Genomic DNA, 21,152 nt, shown 5'->3' on the forward strand with positions numbered 1-21,152 from the left:
ATTTATTCCAGATCCGTCAAAAGGTCGGCCATCAGGGCCAGAGCGTCGTCGCGCTGCCGCCGTCCGGTGGACGGCAGGCGCGCGGCCAGGGCGGCGATGGTCGGATTGCCAAACAAGGCGGCCAGTGGAAGCTCGTCGCCGAACTCCCGCCGCACGGCGGCGACGAGTCGGGTGGCGGTGAGGGAGTTTCCGCCGAGCGCGAAGAAATCATCGTCGCGGGCGACGTCCTGAACGCCGAGAAGGTCTTGCCAGAGGGCGGCGAGCCAGTGTTCGACGTCGCCCTGGGGCGGTTGGCGGTTGGCGGCGGCGGGGCGTCCGGGGCGGGGCAGGGCGTCGCGGTCGATCTTGCCGTTGGGGTTGAGCGGCAGGGCGTCCAGCGTCAGCAGGCTGGCGGGGATCATGGCGGCGGGCAGCCGGTCGGCCATCCCCCGGCGCAGCGCCTCGGGGTCGAGGGCCGTTCCGGCGGCGTAGGCGGCGAGGAAGGCGGCGTCGGTTCCGGCGTCCCACAGGCGGACGGCGGCGGCGGCGACGCCGGGCTGGGCGAGCAGGGCGGCTTCGATCTCGCCCAGCTCGATGCGGTGGCCGCGCAGCTTGACCTGAAAGTCCCGGCGCCCGACGAAGCGCAAGGCGCCATCCCACCCCCGGCGGACCAGATCGCCGGTGCGGTACATGCGGGCGCCGGGCCGCGAGCCAGCGGCGAAGGGATCGGGCAGGAAGGCGGAGGCGGTCAGGCCGGGGCGGGCGTGGTAGCCGCGCGCCAGCCCGTCGCCGCCGATCCACAACTCGCCTTCCGCCCCCGGCGGCAGCGGGTTGAGCGCGGCGTCGAGGACATAGAGGCTGGTGTTGTCGAGCGGCCCGCCGATGGGGACGGCGCTTTGCCCGTCGGCCACGGCTTCGACCGGGGCGGCGCTGGACCAGATGGTGGTTTCGGTGGGGCCATAGACGTTGGTCAGCCGCGCGCCGCGCCGCAACAGGCGGTCGGCGAGGGCGGCGGGCAGCGCCTCGCCGCCGGTCAGGGCGCGCAGGCCGGTCCAGGCCGGGCTGTCGAGTTCGGCGAGCATGGCCCAACTGGCGGGGGTGGCTTGCAAAACGGTGACGCGGTGGCGGTCGAGCAGGCGGAGCAGGGCGGCGGGGTCGCGCTGGTCGGTCTCGTCGGCCAGCACCACGGCGGCTCCGGTGATGAGCGGGGCGAAGATCTCCAGGGCGGCGATGTCGAAGCCGATGGTGGTGACGGCCAGCCAGCGGTCGGCGGGGGTCAGCGGCGAGACCCCGGCCATGGCGCGCAGCAGGTTGGACAGACCGGCGTGACGCACGGCGACGCCCTTGGGCCGTCCGGTGGAGCCGGAGGTGAAGATGACGTAGGCGGTCTGTTCGGGGTGGGGTGTGGCGGGGAGCCAACCGTCATCCTCGGCGTCGCGCCCGTCGCGGATGAGGGCGTCGGGGGAGACGGTTTCGACTTCCCCATTCTGGCTGCCGTCGCCGCGCGCGAGGATCAGGCGGGGATTGGCTTGGTCGAGGATGTCGGCCAACCGGCTTTCGGGCTGGGCGGGGTCGAGGGGGACATAGGCGGCGCCGCTGAACAGCACGCCCAGCAGGGCGACGACCAGGGCGGGGCCGCGCTCCAGCCGCAGGGCGACGCGGTCCTCAGGCCCGACGCCGCGTTTGCGCAGGCCGCGCGCCAGGGCCAGGGCGCTGCGGGTCAGCGCGCCGTAGCTCATCGGGCCGACGCTGGTTTCCAGGGCCAGCGCGTCGGGCGCGCGGGCCGACTGGTCGAGGATCGCCCGGCCAACCCACCAGCCGGGGTGGGCTGGGATGGATGGGCCGGACGCGCCGCGCCACAGGGCGGGGGGAGCGCTGCGCCGCGCCAGCGCGTCGAGCGTTGTCGGAGCCGCCGCCGACGCATCGGCCAGCCGGGAGAGCATCGCCTGGAACCGCTCAAACAGGGCGGCGGCGTCGCGTTGGTCGCAGCGGTCGGGGTTGATCCGGCACAGGGCGAGCAGGTCGTCCCCCGGCGTCAGTTGCAATGTCACCGGGAAATGGCTGCGTTCGTCGGCGCGGCGCAGGGCGATGGCGGGAAGCGCCGTTCCGGCGATGGCGGGCAGCGGGTAATTTTCCAGAACCAGCAGCGTGTCGAACAGCGGGCGCGTGGCGTCGAAGCCCGCCGCCCGTTGGATGTCGGCCAACGGCGTGAAGGGAGCGGCGCGCAGCGGCGCGGCGTCGTCCTGAAGCCGCCGCAGCCCATCCTCAATCGGCTCGGCCATTCTCAGGCGGGCGCGCAGCGGCACGCTGTTGATGAAGACGCCGGTCATGCGGTCGACGTCCGGCAGATCCGCCGGACGACCGGCGACGGTGACGCCGATCACCACGTCGTCCCGTCCGCGCTGGGCGCCGATCGCGGCGGCCCAGGCGAATTGCAGCAGCGTCCCCAGCGTCACCCCGGCGCGTCCGGCGCGCTCGCGCAGCCCGTGGAGCAGGGGCGGACCCGCCCGCCACTCCAGCGCGACGGCCTCGCCATCCCCGGAGAGGGCGGGGGGCGGCGCGTCCGGCGGGGCCAGACCGGCGAGATGGTCGCGCCAGATCGCCAGCGCCGCGTCCCTTGGACGGCGCTCCAGCCACGCGAAATAGCGGGTCATCGGTGGAACCGCGCGCGTTGGGGCTTGCCCGGCGTAGGTCGCCAGAAGCTCTTCCAGCAGCAGGGCGGAGGTCCAGCCATCGACCACCAGATGATGGCGCGTCCAGATCAACCAGCCGCGTCCGTTCGGGCGCCGCGCCAGCGTGAAGCGCATCAGCGGCGCGGCGGCCAGATCGAACCCGGTCGCTTTTTCTTCGGCGATCAGCGCGTCGAGCGCCGCGTCGCCGTCCGTCACGTCGATCACGCGCAGGGCGTCGGCGGCGTCGGCGCGGATGACGTTGGCGCGGATGACGAGACGGGGTTGATCCAGACCATCCCACACCGCGTGGGCGCGGGTGATGGCGTGGCGGCGGCGGACGGCCTCCCAGGCGGCGCGCAGGCGGTCGGCGTCCAGCGGCCCGCCGATCTCCAGCACGGTGGCGTTGAGGTAAAGGTCGCGCCGCCCTTCCAACAGGCATTGGAAGAGGATGCCGCGCTGCGCGGCGGTCAGCGGCCAGACGGCCTCGATTTCGTCGGCGGGAATCTGGGCGGCGATGCGGGCGCCGTCGGCGTCGTCGTGGCGGCGCAGGGCGTCGCGGAAGGCTGCGGTCAGTCGCTCTTGAAAGGATTCGTCATACCGTCCGCCCTGAAAGGCGAGGGAGGCGGTCAACCGACCCTCCGTCACCCAGGCGTCAACGGTCACGCCGTTGACGCTGCGGCTGCCGGGCGCGCGCAGGGAGTCGAGCGGCCAGGAATCCAGACGCAGGCCAGCGATGGCCTCGTCGTCGCCGCCATCTGACAAGCCGCCCCCTGACAAGCCGCCGTCCAGCACGCCCAGATAATTGACGCAGCATTCGGCGGTTGGCAGCACGCCGTCGGCGGCCAGCGCCGCGCCGTGGCTGCGCAACGGGGCGGGGATGGCGTCCAGCGTCCGCCGCACGGCGTCGGCGATGCGACCGGGGTCGCGCGGCAGCCGGTCGAACAGAACCGGGAAACGGGCGGTGAACCAGCCGACGCAATCACCCATGCGCTCGTCGCGCCCATGCTCCTCGACATCGACCAGCGCCCAATCGCGCCCTGTGACGTCCCGCCACGCCGCCAGCCACGCCGCCAGCACGCGGTGATGGACGGTCGCGCGCGGTTCGTCGGTCGAGGCGCGCAGCAGCGCCGCCGTGGCGACGGGGTCCAGGGCGACGGCCCGCCGCTCCAACAGGGCGGGTGCGTTGACGTCGGGTCGCCATTCCACGGCTTCGGGGCGGCGGGCGCGGATGGCGTCGGCGTGGGCGCGCGCGCTGGACGCCTCCACCCGCGCCAACGCGTGGGCCTGCTCCGCCGCCCAGCGCCGGTAGCGCGGATCGGGGATGGCGGCGGGCAACGGTTCGCCGCGCGCCAGCCGCGCGCAAGCGTGCCGCAGGTCGCCCAACAGGACGCGCCACGACACGCCGTCCACCGCCAGATGATGGGCGGTGAGGAACAGGGCGCCGCCGTCCGGCGCGTCGGCGCGCTCCAGAAGCAGCGCGCGCAGGATCGGGCCGTGGGTGATCGACAGGCCCCGCTCGGCGGCGTGGCACAGGGCGATCTCCTCGGCCTCGTCGGCGCAACGATGATGGGCGAGGATCGTGGACGCTGGAGCGGCGGGCGGGGCGAGACGCCAGCCGGAATCCTCGCGCCGGTACAGGGTGGTCAGCATCGGGTGGCGGGCCAGCGTCCAGGCCAGCGCCCGTTCCAGATCGGCGGGGGGCGGCCAACGGTCGGCGCGCAGCCGCAGCGACTGGTTCCAATGGTTGGGGTGATCGGGTTGGGTGGCGAAAAACCAGCGCTGCATCGGGCTGAGCAGGGTGGAGAGCGGCTCCTCCGGCGCGACCGCCGCGCTTGGCGGCGCCACGGCCTGCGGCGCCCGTTCGGCGAGGAGGTGGGCCAGCGCGTCCAGGCGCGGCTGCGTGAACAGATCCTGCGGCGTCACCGTCACGCCGCGACGGCGGCATTCCGCCACCATTTGCAGGGCGAGGATGGAATCGCCGCCCAGCGCGAAGAAATGATCCGCGTCGGCCACCCGGTCGCGCCGCAGCACCGCGCCCCAAACCACGCGCAGGGTTTCCAACAGCGGATTTTCCGGCGGTTGGGCGGGCGCGGCCTCGGCGATCAGCGCGGCGAGGCCCGCCAGGGTCGGGGCGCGGAACAGATCCTGGACCGTGAAAACGATGCCCGCGCGGCGGGCGGCGGCCACGGCTTGCAAAGCCAGGATGGAATCGCCGCCCAGCGTGAAAAACCCCTGGTCATCGCCGATGTCGGCGCGGCGCAGGGTGGCTTGCCAGATCCGGCGCAGCGGCTCGATCACGGCGGCGGGGGCGGGGTTGGTCGCCGGTTCTGACGTGGGATGCGGGGCGGTCGCCTCGGCGAAGCGGCGGGCCAGCGCTTGCCGGTCGATCTTGCCGTTGGCGGCGCGGGGCAGACGGTCGATCACGCGCCAATGGTCCGGCGTCATGGCGGCGGGCAGCCGGTCGCGCAGGAAGCCGCGCGCCGCGTCCATGTCGGCCCCGCCGGTCAGGAAGGCGGCGATTTGCCGGTGCCCGTCGCGCTCGACCAGGATGGCGGCGGCCTCGACCACGCCGGGAGCGGCCTGGAGATGGCTTTCCACCTCGGCCAGCTCGACCCGGTGGCCGCGAATTTTCACCTGCCCGTCGGCGCGCCCCAGAAATTGGAACTGGTCGCCGATCCGCCGCACCCGGTCGCCGGTGCGGTAGAGCCGCCCGCCCGGCGTTGGGGAAAAGGGATCGGGCAGGAAGGACGCCGCCGTGTCGGCGGGGCGGGCGTGATAGCCCAAGGCCACCTGCGCGCCCGCCACATGCAGGACGCCAATTGCGCCCGACGGGCAGGGCCGCAGCGCCTCGTCCAGAACATGCAGCCGGTTGCCGTCCAGGGCGCGGCCCAAGGCGACCGGGCCGCCGGGACGCAGAGCGTCGGCGGCGACGCCGACCGTGGTTTCGGTCGGGCCGTAATGGTTGACGATGCGCAGATCGGGGCGGAGAGCGCGCAGCCGGTCGAGCAGCGCGGGCGCTGGGCTTTCACCGCCCAGAACCAGCGTGTGACGGGGCAGCAGCGCCGCCCCGCCGATGGCCAGCAGGGCGGCCAGATGCGACGGCACGATCTTCAACATATCCACCGGATGGCGGGCCAGATGCTCGGCCAGCGCCACGCCGTCGAGGGCCAGCGCCTCGTCCAGCACGCGCAGCCGTCCCCCGTTCAGCAGCGCGCCGAACAGGCTGGTGTAACCAAGGTCGGTCGATGGCGCGGCGAGGCTGGCGCAGACCGCCCCCGACGGCAAGGCCAGCCGGTCCCACGCCGCGTGGGCGTAGGCGGCCAGCGCGCCATGGCCAACCGCCACGGTCTTCGCCGCGCCGGTGGAGCCGGAGGTTTGAAGCCGATAGGCGGTGTGATGGGGGTGGAGAATCGGGATCGTCGTGGTGATTGGCGTCTCCAGCCCGCTGGATTCCTCAGGCGCGGCGCCGTCGATCCAACGGCAGGCGGACGGCAGCCAGTCCGGGCGCGCGCCCAACCCGACGACGGCCTCGCAGGCGGCGGTCGCGCGGGCGAGGCGGTCGGCGGGGTGCGAACGGTCGAGCGGCAAGAAGGCCGCCTTGGCCAACCAGCAGGCGATCATGCCGACGATCTGTCGGGCGTCGCGCGGCAGCAGCAAGCCGACGCAACGGTCGGCGCGTTCCGTTTCGTTTTGGGCGGGGCCGATCCGGTCGGCGAGCGCCGCCGCTTGGCGGCGCAAAGCGCCGTGCGTGAGGGCGTCGTCGCCGTCCAGAATCGCAGGGGCGTCGTCGGGCTGGCGGAACAGCCGGGCGAGAGCGGTGTCGGGAGGGGCGTCCTGACCGGGGGCCGGGCGGGCGGTCCAGCCGGGAACGGTCAAGGCGGCGTAGGGCGCGCTGGGCGTCGCGCACAGGGCGTCGACAAGACTGTCGAAATCGGCGGCGACGGCGTCCACCGTCTCGGGCCGGAACAGCGCGTCGCTGTAGCGCCAATGGGCGACGTAAGCGCCGTCGCGGTCGTTGACCACCAGATTCAGGTCGTGCGCCGCCCCGCGCTGCCCGGCGGCGCGGAATCCCAGCCCAAGGGATTGGGCGAACTTGCGGTCATGGTGGCGGGTGAAGGTGAACATGCAGGGCGCGACGGCGATCCGCCCCCGGTCGCGCGGCAGATCCAGCCGGTCGAGCACGGCGGCGACGGGAACGCGCTCGTGCCGGATCAAACGGCGGCGCAGCGCGTGGTTGTGCGCGACGTGACCGGCGAAATCACTCTGCGCCGCCATGTCGATGGGCAGCAGCAGCGGGTTGGCGCAATAGCCGATGACGCGGCGGTGCTGGGCCGAATGGCGGCCCATGACCGGCGACCCGACCACGAAACGGCTCTGCCCGCTCAAACGCTCCAGGAACAGTTGGAAGGCGCTGAGCAGCACGACGTAAGGCGTGGTTTTCAGCGCGGCGGCGGTGGCGGCGATCCGATTGGAGCGGTCGGCGTCCCAGACAAACACCCGTTCCGCCCCGGTGAACGAGGGGGAATCGGGGCGGGGGTGGTCGGTCGGCAGGTCAAGCGGCGGCGGCAGCGGCGACAGCAGGCTGGTCCAGACCGCCAGGGACTCGCGGCCACGCGGCGATTCCAGATGCCGGGCCTGCTCCGCGCACCAGTCGGCGTAATCATAGCCGTCGTCATCGTCATCGGCGGCGGCGGCGTCCGCCTCCCCGCGCTCATAGGCGATGGCGAGGGCTTCGACGAAGCGTTCGACGGCGTAATGATCGCCCGCGATGTGGTGCGTCACCACCGCCAGATGGGCGCCGGGCGCGGCCCCCGTCTGGCGCAGCAGACCCAGGCGGCAGACCCGCCCGTCGTCCAGGGCGAAAGGTTGGTCGGCCAATTCGGCGAACCAGACTTCCGCCTCCCGGTCAGCCTCGTCCGTCGAAGCCGGGGCGGTGACGGCAAGGCGGAATTCGGCGCGCTCCGCCGGAAACAGGTGGGCTTCGACAGCCCCGTCCTTTTGACGATAGCCGGTGCGCAGCGCCCGATGGCGGGTGACGACGCGCCGGTAAGCCCGTTCCAGACGCTGCGGATCGACGTCGGGGCGCAGCGGGCCGGTGAAGGCCATGTTGTAGGCGACGCCGTCGGGGGCCAACTGGTGCAGGAACCACAGCGCCCGCTGGTTGGCGGACACCAGCGGCGCCGACCGCCGCAGGCTGGGCGGGGTCACGAGGCCGCTCCTTCCGAGCAGGGTTGGGCCATCGCCACCAACACCTTGCGCTTGCCCCGGAAGGTCGAACGGGCGTGGGCGAACAGCATGTTGTCCAGCATCAGCACGTCCCCCGCCCGCCACGGAAAGCGGATCGTGCAGGCGTCGAGAACGCCGCGAATCTCCTGAAGCGCGCTGTCTTCCAGCGGGGAGCCGTCGCCGTAAAAGACGTTGCGCGGCAAATTCCAGGAATCGCCCGCGATGCTCATCAACGCCTCTTGCACCGCCGGGTCGAGGTTGGAGACGTGGAACAGGTGGGCCTGGTTGAACCAGACGGTCTCGCCGGTGATCGGGTGGTCGGCCACCGCCTGCACGATCTGGCGGGTCCGCAAATCGCCGTCCGGCTTCCACTCGCAGGCGATGCCGTTGTCCCGGCAATAGCCCTCGACGGTGGCGCGGTCGTCGGTGGCGAAGACCTTTTGCCAGGGAACATCCAACCCGCCGCCGTAATTGCGGCTGTAGCACAGGCGCTTTTCGGCGAAGCGCCGCCGCAGGGCCGGATCCAGCCGGTCATACACGATGCGGCTGTCGGCGATGGGCGTCTCGCCGCCCTCCTCCGCCGGAATCACGCAATGAAACCACAAGCGCAGCGGCCAAGAGCGCGTGTAGGACTGCTCGTTGTGCAGGGGGATGACCTGATGGGCCGGGTATTCGGTGCTGGTGTAAACCCCGTCGCCAAGATCGGTGCGCGGGGTGGAGCCAAAGCGGTAATCCAGCAGCGGATCGCCGAACGCCGACGCGAAGGCCTGGAACGGCTGTTCCCCAAGGATGTCGAACCCGCGAAACAGAATGGCCCCCTCGCGCAGCAGATGGCGATCGACGACGGCGGCGATCGCGTTGGACAGCGCCAACGGTTGCGGGGCGTCGCCCTGCGGGGCGACCACCACCACGTCGCCGGGACCCGGCCCCAATGTGCGGATTTCGATGGACAGGGGCAGTTTTTCCAGAGTTTCCACGCCAACCTCCAGCGCCCTGAAATTCCAGAACGCGCGAATGAGTAGAGTTTTAAGAAACTTGCAAATGATTCGCAGTTGCGGAAAAACCATTAGCGCGACTAAGAATCATTTTCAATCTTGAAATTCGAGCGTGCCTCTGTATGGTCCAGGGCATCGCAAACAGCGCGCGGCGGCGCGCGCATCCCGCATAAGAGGTGAGAATATGGCGTGGGACGACGCGGATCAGCGCTTGCTCGTCGTGGTCAACGATGAGGAGCAATATTCCCTGTGGCCAAGCTACAAGCCGATTCCAGAGGGATGGCGCCGGGATGGCGTTGAAGGCACGAAGGAAGAATGTCTGGCCCACATTGATCGGGTGTGGACCGACATGCGCCCGCTCAGCTTGCGCCGGGCGCTGGACGCCGCGTCATAAAAGGCCGGCGGACTGACCGTCCGGGGGAAGACGGCGCGGTCATGGGCGTGTTTTGAGCGTGGCGTGGGTCGAAACGCTCGCTATAAATGCGACTGACTCTTATTCGCTTATGAATGGCGCGGCGCGCCACGGGCTTTACGTCTTGGGGGATGTTTGATGACGACAGGTGTGATGGGCGCGGTTGGACGACGTTGGGCGAAGACGGGGGTGTCGCGCCTCGCTCTGCTGGGGGCCATGGCGATGGGCGGAACAGTGGTGATGGCCACGCCGGTCCTGTCGCAGACCACGGACGGCGCAGCGGCGGCTGAACCGATTGTGCTCGATTCCGTGATGGTCGGCGGCACCCCGCAATCGCGTTACGACAGCCGCGTCACCGAGGTCGGCGGGCGCCTGTCCAACGACGTCACCGACATCCCGCGCACCATCGACGTCATCCCCGAACAATTGTTGCAGGACCAGCACGCCCGCGAGATGGAGGAGGTTTACCGCTACTTCCCCAACGTGGTGAACAACGACGGTTACGGCGGCACGCGCGAGGATTACATCATCCGGGGCTTCCGCCGTCGCGACGACGTTTACCGCAACGGCGTCCGGTTGAAGAGCAACAGCCGCATCGACCCCAGCACGGTGGAAAACATCCAGATCATCAAGGGTCCGGTGTCCGACATCGGCCAGATGACCCCCGGCGGTCTGGTCAACATCACCACCAAAAAGCCGAGCTGGACCCCGCGCAACCACATCGAGGTGAACGTCGACTCCTATGGCGAACGCCAAACGATGTTCGACAGCACCGGCCCGCTGTCGGAGGAGTTCGCCTACCGCGTCGTCGGCAGCGCCGAGGCGAGCAACAGTTTCCGCGATTCCACCCTGGTGCAACGCCAGTTCTTCGCGCCGACCCTGAGCTGGGCGGGGGCCAATGGGGCCACGGTGACGGTCGGCTATGAGTATGGCAAGGACAGCCGCCCGCTGGATCGCGGCTTCATCACCGTGCCGACCACCGGAAGTCTGCGCCGCGTGACCGATCCGGGCAGCAACACCCGCTACGACGCGACTTTCAGCAACCGCGATTCCACCTCGCATCAGGGCGAGCTGGACGTGTCGGTTCCGCTGGGGTCGGAAGCCTGGAAACTGGAAGGCAAGCTGTACTACGCCCGCGAAAAAACCAATGAGATCCACACCGAAGTCCGCAGCGTTCTGACCAACGGAACCTTGGTTCGGCGGGTGGAAGGCAACGACGACCGCGACCTGCGGACCTTCTTCAGTCGCGTGCAGGTGAAGGGCGAGTTCGAGGCGCTGCTGCCGGTGAAATTCGCCACCGGCGTCGAATACCGCAACCAGCGGGAAAGCTGGATCAACTATGTCGGGTCCAACCAGACCGGCGGCACCGCGTCCAACCCGTTGAGCTGGCGCTTGGTCGATGACAGCGCCCGACCGACGGCGCGGACCGCCCGCAAGGTCGATCAGACCGATTTCGGCCCCTTCGCCCAGGCCGACATCAGCCTGACCAGGGCGCTGACCCTGACCTTGGGCGCGCGCTATGAATATTCCAAGGGCAGCGCCTCGGTGCAAAATCTGTTGGGGGCGGGGAGCACCAACGGTTCCTATCCGGTGGACGGCAACCTGACCAAGACCGCCGGCCTGATGTGGAAGGCGCTGGAGGATGTGTCCTTCTTCGCCAACTACGCCGACACCTTCCAGCCGCACAATTTCTACAACGGCGACACCCAGGTTTTTCCGGCGGAAAAGGGCCGCCAGTACGAGGTTGGAACCAAGATCAACCTGATGGGCGAGCGGCTGTTCGTCACCGGCGCGCTGTTCGACATCAAGCAGAACAACGTGGTGGAGACGGTCAACGGCGTGGCCGTTCTGACCGGCGGCCAGCGGTCGCGCGGCGGCGAACTGTCGGTGGTCGGCAACCCGACGGAGGGCTGGAACATTCGCGCCGCCATTGGCATGGTCAACGCCAAGCTGGTCAGCGGCGACCGAACCGTCGATGGCAACCGTCCGACCAACGTGCCGACGCACAACGCCAGCCTGTGGTCGAGCTATGAGTTCAAGGACCCGGAAAGCCCGTTGAAGGGGCTGGGGTTGGGCGCGGGCGTGACGCTGGTCGGCAACCGTTACGGCGACGCGCAGCATACGTTCGAGCTGGGCAGCTACACCTTGGTCGACGCCGGGGCCTGGTACTACATCCCGATTGGCGACAAGCGGCAGGTCCGCGTCGATTTCGGCGTCAAGAACCTGACCGACAAGGCCTATCTGACGGCGTCGGGCGGCACCTACCGTGTGTCGGTCGGGGCGCCGCGCACCGTCTATGGCGGTCTCAGCCTTGATTTCTAAGCGGCATCCGCAAGACCGCCGGACCCGTCGGCTGGTCTGGGGCGCCTTTTGGGCGCTTCAGACCGGCGGATTGGCCGTCGCCCTGCCCAGCGTGGGGACCGAGGCCGGGATCGCGCTGGCGCTGATGGAGATCGGGCTGTCCGGCAGCCTGCTGACCGCGTTGCTGCGGGAATCCCCCGACGCGCGGGGGCGGCGATGAGGCGCGCGATCCTGGCGTCCATCGCCAGCCTGCTGCTGGGGTTGCCGCTGTCGCTGGCGGCGGTGTCCGGCTTGTGCGCTCTGGCGGGCATGGCGGGGACCGAGCGTCTGCACAGCGTCATGGTCGCCGGGCCGGTCCTGTGGACGGTCCAATGGTTCGTCGCCCTGTGGATCGCCACCCCGGCGAAAGCCGCGCCGTCCAGCGCGAAGCAACCGAGCCGGTGAGCGGTTCGATGCGGAGAATCCCATGCTGAGTCAGGCCGCGTCCAACCGTCTGCTGGCGATCCATCGGGTCATCAGCCTGGTGTTCTGCCTGCTGATTTCCTGGTCCTTGTGGACGGGAATCCTCGCCTTTTACGCCGATTTCGTCCGGCCTTGGATGACGCCCGCGCTGGCGGTGGCGGTGACGCAACCGCCGCCCGACGCGGTGGACAGCCTGCGTCACGTCGCCGACCGCCACGCGGTGGGGGCGCAATGGACGATGATGGCGCCCAACCCGTTGCGGCCCTTCTTCATCTTTTCCGGCCGTTTTGGCGAGACGGCGCCGCTGACCAATCTGGTGGTCAATCCGGGCGCCGACGTGATGGTTCCGTGGAACGGCGTGCTGACCGACACGCTGTTCCGGCGGCTGCACACCGATTTGTTGCTGCCCAAACCCTATGGCCGGTTCCTGATGGGGTTGGCCGGGATTTTGATCGTTCTGCTGGTCGGCACCGGCCTGTTCATCCATGGCAAGCTGATCCGCGAGGCCTGGAGCTGGCGCCGCCGGTCCCGGCTGCTTGATTTGAGCGACGCGCACAAGCGTTTTGGTTTCTGGTTGATCCCCTATCTGTTCGTCATGGGGCTGACCGGCGGAATTCTGGGGTTGAAGGTGGCCAGCCTGCCGCTGGACGCCGTGTTGCAGACGGGGGGAAACCCCGCCGCCCTGCGCGCCCTGATGAGCGACGACGAGCCGGGCAAAGCCTCGGCGGACGCGGCGGGCGGCGTGCCCGCTGGTTTCGCCCGTTGCCTGGACCGTTTCGCCGAGCGCTTTCCCGACGCGCGCGTCGGGCGCATCCAGCGCCAGGGCGACCGGCTGATGGTCGAAGGCGTCCCCCATGGCCGCCTGACCTGGGCGGGGGAGGGGGCTGGCAGCCTGCGCGCCGATTGCTCCCTGTCCGACGGCGCGCTTGGCCCGGCGCGCGACGCCCGCGACGGCGGTTGGGCCGGGGTGGTGGAAAGCGCCCTGCGCCCGCTGCACTACGCCCGCTTTGGCGGAACCACGACGGCGCTGGTCTATTGCCTGCTTGGCGTTCTGTGTCTGTGGGTCGTCGATTCCGGGATGAAGCTGCTGTGGCTGCGCGGCGCGCCGGGGCGGGACGGGCGGATTCCCTGGTCGTCGCGGCTGTTCGCCGCCAACAACGCGCTGTATGTCCTGCTGCCGCTGGTCCTGCTGACCGACAATCTGGTGAGCGGCGCGACGCGGCCGTGGTTGGCGTGGTCGGTCGCGGCGGCGGCCATCCTGCTCCATCTTTCGCCCGCGCTGGATCGGCTGCGGCCCGCCCTGTCGCGGGTCGCGCTGCCGGTGCTGGCGGTCGCCTACGCCGGGTTGCCGCTGCTGCGTTTGGCGCTGTTTCCGTCGGCGCCATGGTTGGGATGCGCGCCGGTGATGGTGGTGGACGCCACCGCTTGGCTGTTCGCGGGCTGGCTGTTCGCCGTCGCTTGGCGCCGGCGCCCGGCGTCCGTCGGGGCCTTGGCGGGAGAACGCGCGTGACGCTGCTGTCCATTCTGAAGGGGCGCTGGCGGCGCGTGGCGCTGGGCGGCGTTTTGAATCTGGGCGCGGCCATCGCCGGAATCAGCGCGGTGGCCCTGTTCAATCACGCCCTCGCCACGCCTTCGCTCCATTTGTGGACGACGGCGGGGGCTGGGCTGGCGTTGATCGCCGCGCTGTTCGGGCTGGGGTTGGCGTCGCAATCGCTGATTATTGGCGCAGGCCACGACATCGTGCAGGACCTCCGCCTCAATTTGGTCGAGCGGCTGATGGCCACCGACGTCGAGACCATCGACCGGATCGGCGGCCCGCGCATTCTGGCGACGCTGACCAAGGATGTGGCGGCGATCAGCCAAGCCTTCAACAGCCTGCCGTTCGTCATGTTCGGCGGCAGCGTGCTGGTCAGCGGCTATGGCTATCTGGTCTGGCTGTCGCCGGTCTACGCGCTGGCGCTGGCGGTGGTGACGGGGCTGGTCGTCGTCGTGGCGCGCGCGCTGGGTGGGCGCGCCAAGCGGCACAAGCGGCTGGCCCGCCTGGCCGACGACCGGATCCATGAGGCGTTCGACGCCTTGATCCGGGGGCGAAACGAGTTGCGGTTGAGCCGGGCGCGGCGGCTGGCCTTTCTGCGCGACGGTCTGCGCCCCGCCGCCGCCGAGGCCCGCAAGCAAGAGGCGACCGCCGACCTGTTCGGGGTGTTGACCGCCAACCTCGTCAACAGCGCCGTCCTTCTGACCATCCTGGCGGTTCTCATCCTCAAACAGGGGCTGGGGATCGGCACGGTCGAGCAGGCGACCGCCGCCGCCACCATGGTGCTGTTCATCCGCGCGCCGCTGGCCGGGCTGATTGGCTCCCTGCCGCATTGGATCGCCGGAAACATCGCCGTCCAGACGGTGGGGTCGCTGGCCCTGGCCGAAACGGGGGAGGACGTCGCCCCGCCGCCGCCCGCCGCCGACTGGTCGCGGTTGGAGTTGCGCGGGCTGTCCTATCATTATCCGCCGCGCGGCGAGGATGCCGGTTTCGCCTTCGGGCCGGTCGATCTGACCGTCGAACGCGGCGAAATCGTCTTCATCATTGGCGGCAACGGATCGGGAAAATCGACTTTCGCCCGGCTGGTCGCGGGGCTTTATCCGCCGCAAGCGGGGGCCGTAACCTTTGCCGGTCGGGAGATCACCGCCGATCAGACGGCGTGGTATCGCCAGCATGTTGGGGTGATCCTCAGCGATTTCCATCTGTTCGCCGAGGCGTTGACCGCCGAAGGATCACCGCCAACCCCCGCTGTGGCGAGCCGATTGCTGCGGATGCTGTCGCTGGACGGCAAGGTCGCCTTGTCCAACGGGGCGTGGAGCACCGTCGCGTTGTCTCAGGGACAGCGGAAACGCTTGGCGTTGATCGCCGCCATTCTGGAGGACAAATCAATTCTGATCCTCGACGAATGGGCCGCCGACCAGGATCCGGAGTTTCGCCGGATCTTTTATACGGAAATCATCCCATTCTTAAAAGAGCAGGGAAAGACGATCATCGCGATCACGCATGACGATCATTACTTTCATCGGGCGGATTCTCTTTACAAGATGGAGTCCGGCGTTCTGACGCGTTGCGCGCTCCCCTGAAACTCACCGCGCGCCGATCATGTTGAGCCGATCTTGCGGAGCGGGCTGCGGCAGAAGCGACGCAATGGCGGCGAGCATGGCCAGCAACAGAATGATGGCGTAGCCAGTCAGAATGGTCAGGGCTGGCATGGAAAAGTTGAACTGCGGCGCCACCCCAAGGAGCAGCGGCGTGTACCAAGACACTGCGGACACTGCGCCAATGGAACAAAACAACCAACGACGGCCTCGGTTGAGTTGCGCAAGGCAAGGCCAGCCGATATTTGCCCGAAGATGAGGCAAAACCAAGGAGTGAATGAACAGACCATTGACGGAGAGGATGAAAACGATCACAATTTTTGCCAATATTTTTGGATTGGCAAGCTTTTGGGGGTCGAATTGAGCGTAGTGGAGGAGAAAACCTACTCCGGAAATCCAGAGAAGCGTGAGACCGAAGAAAACAACCTTGGAAAACATCTCGACTGTCGCGACCATGTCGTCGGTCAAAGGTTCCTTGCGCCGTTTGAACAGCATCAAGTCCAGCAACGTCGCCGCGCCAAGGCCAAGAACAAGCCCTATGAAATGAAGCAGCCGCAACGCGACGCGCAGAGCGAGCACGGTTTCATCGGACAGATGCGTCGCAGAGATCTGGGCAAGAGTGTTCAGCATGGAAGCCCCACATTCAAAAAAATTAAAACGACGCAAGCACGGCAAACAGCTTTCATAACTTTCAAAGAAAGCTGTGATGGACATGCGTTAAGCGCGGGATGGGAAGTCTATGGGCAGAGGATGACGTTCTTTGCCTTGCAACGCAAAGCAACGTGACTTTTGTATTTGCAAAACAAGAAATTACCACTAGTAATAAGTGATAAAATTTGCATATGAAACTATTAATCAACTATGACGGCACCACTCTATTTTTACGTAACTTCTGCATTTTAATGCCGGATTCATCTATAACGATTTTTATACGTCTCTATGAAGCACAGAATTTCCTTTCTATTGCTTTAGATGTTTGGTTGGTTTGTGCGATTCACTGTATGCAAGGTTGGACCTCTGGAGCAAGGCTGAAGCGAAACATAACGTTATGACCAGCATTCATAGCCCTCAGTTGGACCTGAATCTCATCAAGGTGTTCGACGCCTTGTTGGAAACCCGCAACGTCTCGCGCGCCGCCGAACGGCTTGGCGTGAGTCAATCCGCAGTCAGTCATTCACTCAGTCGGTTGCGATCGCTGGTCGGCGATCCGTTGTTCGTGCGGACCGGCAATCAAATGGAACCCAGCCCCCGCGCTCAGCGGTTGGCCCAACCCTTGCGCGACGTGCTGCTTGCCGCCGCTCAGGCGCTGTCGTTGGAAGAGACCTTTGAACCCGGAAACGAGGAGCGAAGCTTCACCATCAGCGCGTTTGATTCCGTCCAACCGATCTTGCTGACGACGGTTTTATGGGACGCCAGTCGTCAACAAATCGCCATCGCCATCATAAGTTTGGATCCAGAAGCCACGTTGGACGCGATGGACAACGGAAGCGTGGACATGGCCATTGGTTATTTTCCGACCATCCGACGTTGGCACGACCGTCAAGCTCTCTATTCGGAAAATCTTGTGTGCCTGTTCAACCCGCGCCTGGTGCCGCTGGAACCGCCAATCAGTTTGGAGGATTACACCCGCTTCCCCCATTTGATGCCGTCGATGCGTGGAGGATTCAGCAGCTTCGTTGACGACGAACTGCACGCTTTAGGAACCAAACGGCGCGTCGCCGCGTCAACGACGCAGTTCATGACGATTCCAACCATGCTGACACAAGTGCCGATGCTGTCGACTCTGCCCGGAAAAGTGGCCGACCTCTGCGCTGGTCCTTTGGGATTGACGATCAGCCCCTTGCCCTTCCCATCCGAATCTTATGAAATGTCGTTGATCTGGCACCGACGGCACTCCGCATCCCCGTCCCACAGTTGGCTGCGCGAGAAAATCGCCAGCGTCGCCGCAACGCTGTGACGGGAACGGGGATGGAGCGAAGCGCCTTTGCGCTTACGGCGCGAAGTTCGGCGTTCCGGCCAGAATGGCGCCGGTGACGTCCCGCACGTCGCGCAGGCCGCACATGGCCATGGTGACGTCCAGTTCCTTGCGGATGATGTCCAGGCATTGGGTGACGCCCGCCTCGCCGCCGGCGCCCAATCCGTACAGGAAGGCCCGACCGATGAAAACGCCCTTGGCCCCCAGCGCCAGCGCCTTGATGACGTCCTGACCACTGCGGATTCCGCCGTCCATCAGCACCTCGATCCGGTCGCCGACCGCCTGGGCGATGGCGGGCAGGGCGGCGATGGAGGACATGGCCCCGTCCAATTGACGCCCGCCATGGTTGGAGACGATCAGCGCGTCGGCCCCGCTCTCCGCCGCCATGACCGCGTCCTCCGGATCCAAAATGCCCTTGACGATCAGCTTGCCGTCCCAACGGTCGCGAATTTTGCGCACGTCGTCCCAGCTCAGGGTCGGGTCGAACTGCTCGGCGGTCCAGGAGGACAGCGAGCGCAGATCGCCAACCCCCTTGGCGTGACCAACGATGTTGCGGAAGGTCCGCCGCTGGGTGTTCAACATGCTCAGGCACCAGCGCGGCTTGGTCGCCATGTCCAGGATGTTGGGCAACGTCATGCGCGGCGGGGTGGACAGGCCGTTCTTGATGTCCTTGTGCCGCTGCCCGAGAATTTGCAGATCAAGCGTCAACACCAGCGCCGAACAGCGCGCCGCCTTGGCCCGGTCGATCAGCCGGTCGATGAAATCACGGTCGCGCATCACGTAGAGCTGAAACCAAAAGGGCTTGTCGGTGTTCTCGGCGACGTCCTCAATGGAGCAGATGCTCATGGTGGACAGGGTGAAGGGAACCCCGGCCTTGGCGGCGGCGCGGGCGGCGAGGATCTCGCCGTCGCCATGCTGCATTCCGGTCAGGCCGGTCGGGGCCAGCGCCACCGGCATGGCCACCGGCAGCCCGACCATCTGGCTGGCGAGGCTGCGGTTGGTCATGTCCACGGCGACGCGCTGGCGCAGCGTCACCTTGGCGAAATCCGACTGGTTGGCTCGATAGGTGCCTTCGGTGTAGGAGCCGGAATCGGCGTAATCATAAAACATGCGCGGCACCCGCCGCTTGGCCAGCCGCCGCAAATCCTCAACGCAGGTGACGGGGGAAGCGGCGAAGGGATTCGCCAGACGCGAGAAGGCGGAGGTCATGGGAGGGGAATCCGATGGTGGGGCGCGGGTTGGGGCGCTGATTTGGCCATCGACCATACGCCAACGTCAAGCCGCTTCCCGCCCCGGTCCAAGCCTTGCGCCGCCGCTCATGCGTCTGCAAACCGTCACCCAGTGACCAATTGGGACCGATGCGCCGGATCGGTCCAATCATCCAGAGGAACGGGGCGGCCAAACAGATAACCCTGCGCCCGCTCACAGCCCAAATCCCGCAGAGCGGCGGCCTGTTCAAGCGTCTCCACCCCTTCAGCCACCAAATGCACGTCGAAACTGCGGGCGATGCCAACGATGGAGTGGACGATGATCCGCGCCTGGCCGGTCCCGGTCATGCCGTTGACGAAAGAACGGTCAATCTTCAAGCCATCGAAAGGCAGACAGGTCAAATAAGAGAGCGAGGAATAGCCGGCGCCAAAATCATCAATGGCGATGCGCACGCCCAGCTTTTGCAACAGCGTCAGGGTTTCGCTGGCGATCAACCCATCGGTGGCCAACGACGATTCCGTGATTTCCAAAGTCAGATTGTCGGCGGGCAGCCCGGAAGAGGCCAGCGCGGCTTCAACCGTTTCGACGAAGCCGGACTGAATGAGCTGACGCACCGACACGTTGACGTGCAGATCAAAATCAATTGGCCATCCTTGACGCAGGCGACTGGCGATGTCGCGGCACGCGGCGCGCAACACCCAATCGCCAATCTCCAGGATTTGTCCGCACTCCTCGGCCAAAGGAATGAACAGATCGGGGGGAATCAACCCGGATCGCGGGTGATGCCAGCGCAACAGGGCCTCCGCCCCCACCACGCGCCCGCCCCGGCCCAGATCAACCACCGGCTGATAGACCAAGCGAAACTCTCCCCCCGCCAACGCTGGCGCCATTTCGGCGATCAGCCGGGCGCGTTCCATGAACCTGCTCATCATGGCGGGTTCAAAAACGCTGGCGGCGCGGGGACCGCGCCGTTTGGCCTCGGTCAACGCGACGCTGGCGTGCCGGAGATGCGCCTCAACGTCGTCTTGCTTGTCCAGCGCGCCGCCCGCCACGCCGACGCAGGCGCTGACCACCACCTCGTCATCCCCGGCGCGGAAGGGGGCGGCGAACAACTCCAACGCCCATTGCGCGACGCTCTCCATCGTTTCGGTCGTCACGGGGCCGCGCAGCGCCACGGCGAATTCGTCCCCCTCCACCCGCGCGACAAGCCCGTCGTTGGGGCAATGGAGGGTCAGACGGTTGGCGACGCTGGACAACAAGGCGTCGCCCGCGCCATGACCGATGCTGTTGTTGATGCCGCGAAAACCGTCCAGCCCGATCAGGGCCACCACGGTTGCGACGCCCGCACCGGCGTCAGGAGCGTTGCGGCTGCGCTCAGCCAGCGTTTCGCACAGGCCCGATCGGCTCAACAGACCTGTCAACGGATCACGCACGATGCGGTCGCGCAGCTCCTGAAACGAGTTTCTCAACCGAACCGACATGTCGTTGAAGGCGTCGATCAGCAGAGCTGTTTCCTTCAGCGCGCCGTCCACCTTCAACTCAGGCCGCCATTCGCCACGCGCCAGACTGTTGGCGGCGTGAGCGGTGCGCAAAATCGGTTGGATGATGAGTTGCAGCAACACCAAACCAACCCCAACCCCCAACAAGGCGATGCCGATCACCCCCCACAAGGTGGCCAGGATTTCGCCCCGCAGCGATCCGATCAGGTCGTTCTCGTGCATCACCACGGCGATCCGCCAATCCAGACCACGAGGGTCGGCGTAGGGCGTAACCTTTAGGAACAGGCGCTCCCCTTCATTCCGGGTGATTTCCCGCGCGCTGTCCGTCGCCTCGTCCAGAAAGGGCGCCGCCGCCCGGACCATAGGATGATGGCTGTCGCGCGCCAACAGTCGGGCTCCAACCTTTTCCGTGTCGGACGATGACGCCAGAATCGGGCTGTTGCCCGATTGGGCGACCAGACGGCCTTCGGCGTCGATGATGAAGATCGCCCCACGCCGCAGATCGGGGGCGTCGCTCAGAAAACGGCTGATCCCCTCAAGCTTCACATCGGCGACGACGATGCCCTGAACGGCCCCGCCCGCGTCCAAACTCGGCGCTGTGGCGGAGATGGTGATCTCCTGTTTCTCGTCGTAATTGCTGTATATGGATGTCCAGGCGGGGGCGTTCTTCGCCAGTCCATCCTGATACCAGGGGCGTTTGCGCGGATCGTAATCAGGATAACGCGCGATGATCGGGCTGTTCAGCGAATCACCCGCGTGGATGCGCAATTCCCAATCGCTGCGTTTGTCGCGCACCATGGCGGCGAAACCGCCCCCGGCTTCCCGGCGCAAGCCAAACCATTCGCCTTGCCGGGTGGCGTACCCGATGACGTTGATTTGCTGGAGATCGATGAAGGCGCCGTTGTACAGCGACCGGATTTTGTTTTCGATCCGCGTCATGTCGCCGGGCGTGTACAGATCGTCGAACAGGATCTCCTGCCGCATCACTCGCAAAATGGCGTAGGGAGCATCCAGGAAATGAGACAGCACATCATGCGTGCGCGCGGTCAGACCGCCAATCACGCGCTGGCTCTGTTCGGTCAACAACCGCTCATGGCCGACATGCGCGGCGTAGCCCATCAACGCCACCGACACCAGCATCAGCGTGGCGAAAGGCAGCATGATCGCCGTTCGCAGGGACAAACGCCGGATACGGCTTTGCAGCATCTCGCCTCCTCGGCGGGCCAACCTGTTTGGGCAATCGGCGCTCGTGTCGACGCCCGGAAATCCTCACTCTCAAGATTGGGCCTG

Annotated in this window: 12 protein-coding genes; 7 read left to right on the forward strand and 5 right to left on the reverse strand. The window is 67.1% G+C overall.

What is annotated here, in order from left to right; all coding sequences use genetic code 11:
• Positions 1-2 precede the first annotated feature (2 nt).
• Both ACODS4_RS18000 and ACODS4_RS18005 read right to left on the reverse strand, forming a co-directional pair.
• The gene (locus ACODS4_RS18000; protein WP_488866081.1) at positions 3-7,859 is read right to left on the reverse strand and encodes an amino acid adenylation domain-containing protein; all 7,857 of its coding nucleotides are present in this window, start codon (positions 7,857-7,859) and stop codon (positions 3-5) included.
• A complete protein-coding gene (locus ACODS4_RS18005; RefSeq protein ID WP_488866083.1) occupies positions 7,856-8,854 on the reverse strand; it encodes a TauD/TfdA family dioxygenase in 999 nt (332 codons plus the stop codon). The genes ACODS4_RS18000 and ACODS4_RS18005 overlap by 4 nt, the downstream gene beginning before the upstream one ends.
• 202 nt (positions 8,855-9,056) lie before the next feature.
• Here ACODS4_RS18005 and ACODS4_RS18010 point away from each other — a divergent pair, with 202 nt between their 5' ends.
• From ACODS4_RS18010 to ACODS4_RS18035, 6 genes are all read left to right on the forward strand, one after another.
• A complete protein-coding gene (locus tag ACODS4_RS18010; protein WP_488866085.1) occupies positions 9,057-9,266 on the forward strand; it encodes an MbtH family protein in 210 nt (69 codons plus the stop codon).
• 156 nt (positions 9,267-9,422) lie between these two features.
• Positions 9,423-11,606 (forward strand): TonB-dependent receptor, encoded by a 2,184-nt coding sequence (locus ACODS4_RS18015; RefSeq protein WP_488866087.1) that lies wholly within the window; start codon positions 9,423-9,425, stop codon positions 11,604-11,606.
• Positions 11,596-11,805 carry a hypothetical protein gene (locus ACODS4_RS18020; protein WP_488866089.1) on the forward strand — a complete coding sequence of 70 codons (210 nt, stop codon included), beginning with the start codon at positions 11,596-11,598 and terminating at the stop codon, positions 11,803-11,805. Before ACODS4_RS18015 ends, ACODS4_RS18020 begins: the two co-directional genes overlap by 11 nt.
• A complete protein-coding gene (locus tag ACODS4_RS18025; protein ID WP_488866090.1) occupies positions 11,802-12,029 on the forward strand; it encodes a hypothetical protein in 228 nt (75 codons plus the stop codon). The genes ACODS4_RS18020 and ACODS4_RS18025 overlap by 4 nt, the downstream gene beginning before the upstream one ends.
• Before the next feature lie 22 nt (positions 12,030-12,051).
• Positions 12,052-13,557, forward strand: a complete 1,506-nt coding sequence (locus ACODS4_RS18030; RefSeq protein ID WP_488866092.1) for a PepSY-associated TM helix domain-containing protein — start codon at positions 12,052-12,054, stop codon at positions 13,555-13,557.
• The gene (locus ACODS4_RS18035) at positions 13,554-15,164 is read left to right on the forward strand and encodes a cyclic peptide export ABC transporter (protein WP_488866094.1); all 1,611 of its coding nucleotides are present in this window, start codon (positions 13,554-13,556) and stop codon (positions 15,162-15,164) included. The genes ACODS4_RS18030 and ACODS4_RS18035 overlap by 4 nt, the downstream gene beginning before the upstream one ends.
• Before the next feature lie 3 nt (positions 15,165-15,167).
• Here ACODS4_RS18035 and ACODS4_RS18040 read toward each other — a convergent pair whose 3' ends face one another.
• Complete coding sequence (locus ACODS4_RS18040) at positions 15,168-15,809, reverse strand: hypothetical protein (RefSeq protein WP_488866096.1); 642 nt, start codon at positions 15,807-15,809, stop codon at positions 15,168-15,170.
• A 346-nt stretch (positions 15,810-16,155) separates the two neighbouring features.
• Between ACODS4_RS18040 and ACODS4_RS18045 the strand changes: the two genes are divergently transcribed.
• Positions 16,156-17,136 (forward strand): LysR family transcriptional regulator, encoded by a 981-nt coding sequence (locus ACODS4_RS18045; protein WP_488866098.1) that lies wholly within the window; start codon positions 16,156-16,158, stop codon positions 17,134-17,136.
• 33 nt (positions 17,137-17,169) lie between these two features.
• On the opposite strand, the gene ACODS4_RS18050 is transcribed toward ACODS4_RS18045, so the two are convergent.
• Positions 17,170-18,363: an alpha-hydroxy acid oxidase gene (locus ACODS4_RS18050; RefSeq protein ID WP_488866100.1), complete on the reverse strand. Its 1,194-nt coding sequence runs from the start codon at positions 18,361-18,363 to the stop codon at positions 17,170-17,172.
• A 125-nt stretch (positions 18,364-18,488) separates the two neighbouring features.
• Positions 18,489-21,068 (reverse strand): bifunctional diguanylate cyclase/phosphodiesterase, encoded by a 2,580-nt coding sequence (locus ACODS4_RS18055; RefSeq protein ID WP_488866102.1) that lies wholly within the window; start codon positions 21,066-21,068, stop codon positions 18,489-18,491.
• Between the last annotated feature and the right edge of the window lie 84 nt (positions 21,069-21,152).

The sequence above is a fragment of the Azospirillum sp. FG154 genome (assembly GCF_057809575.1).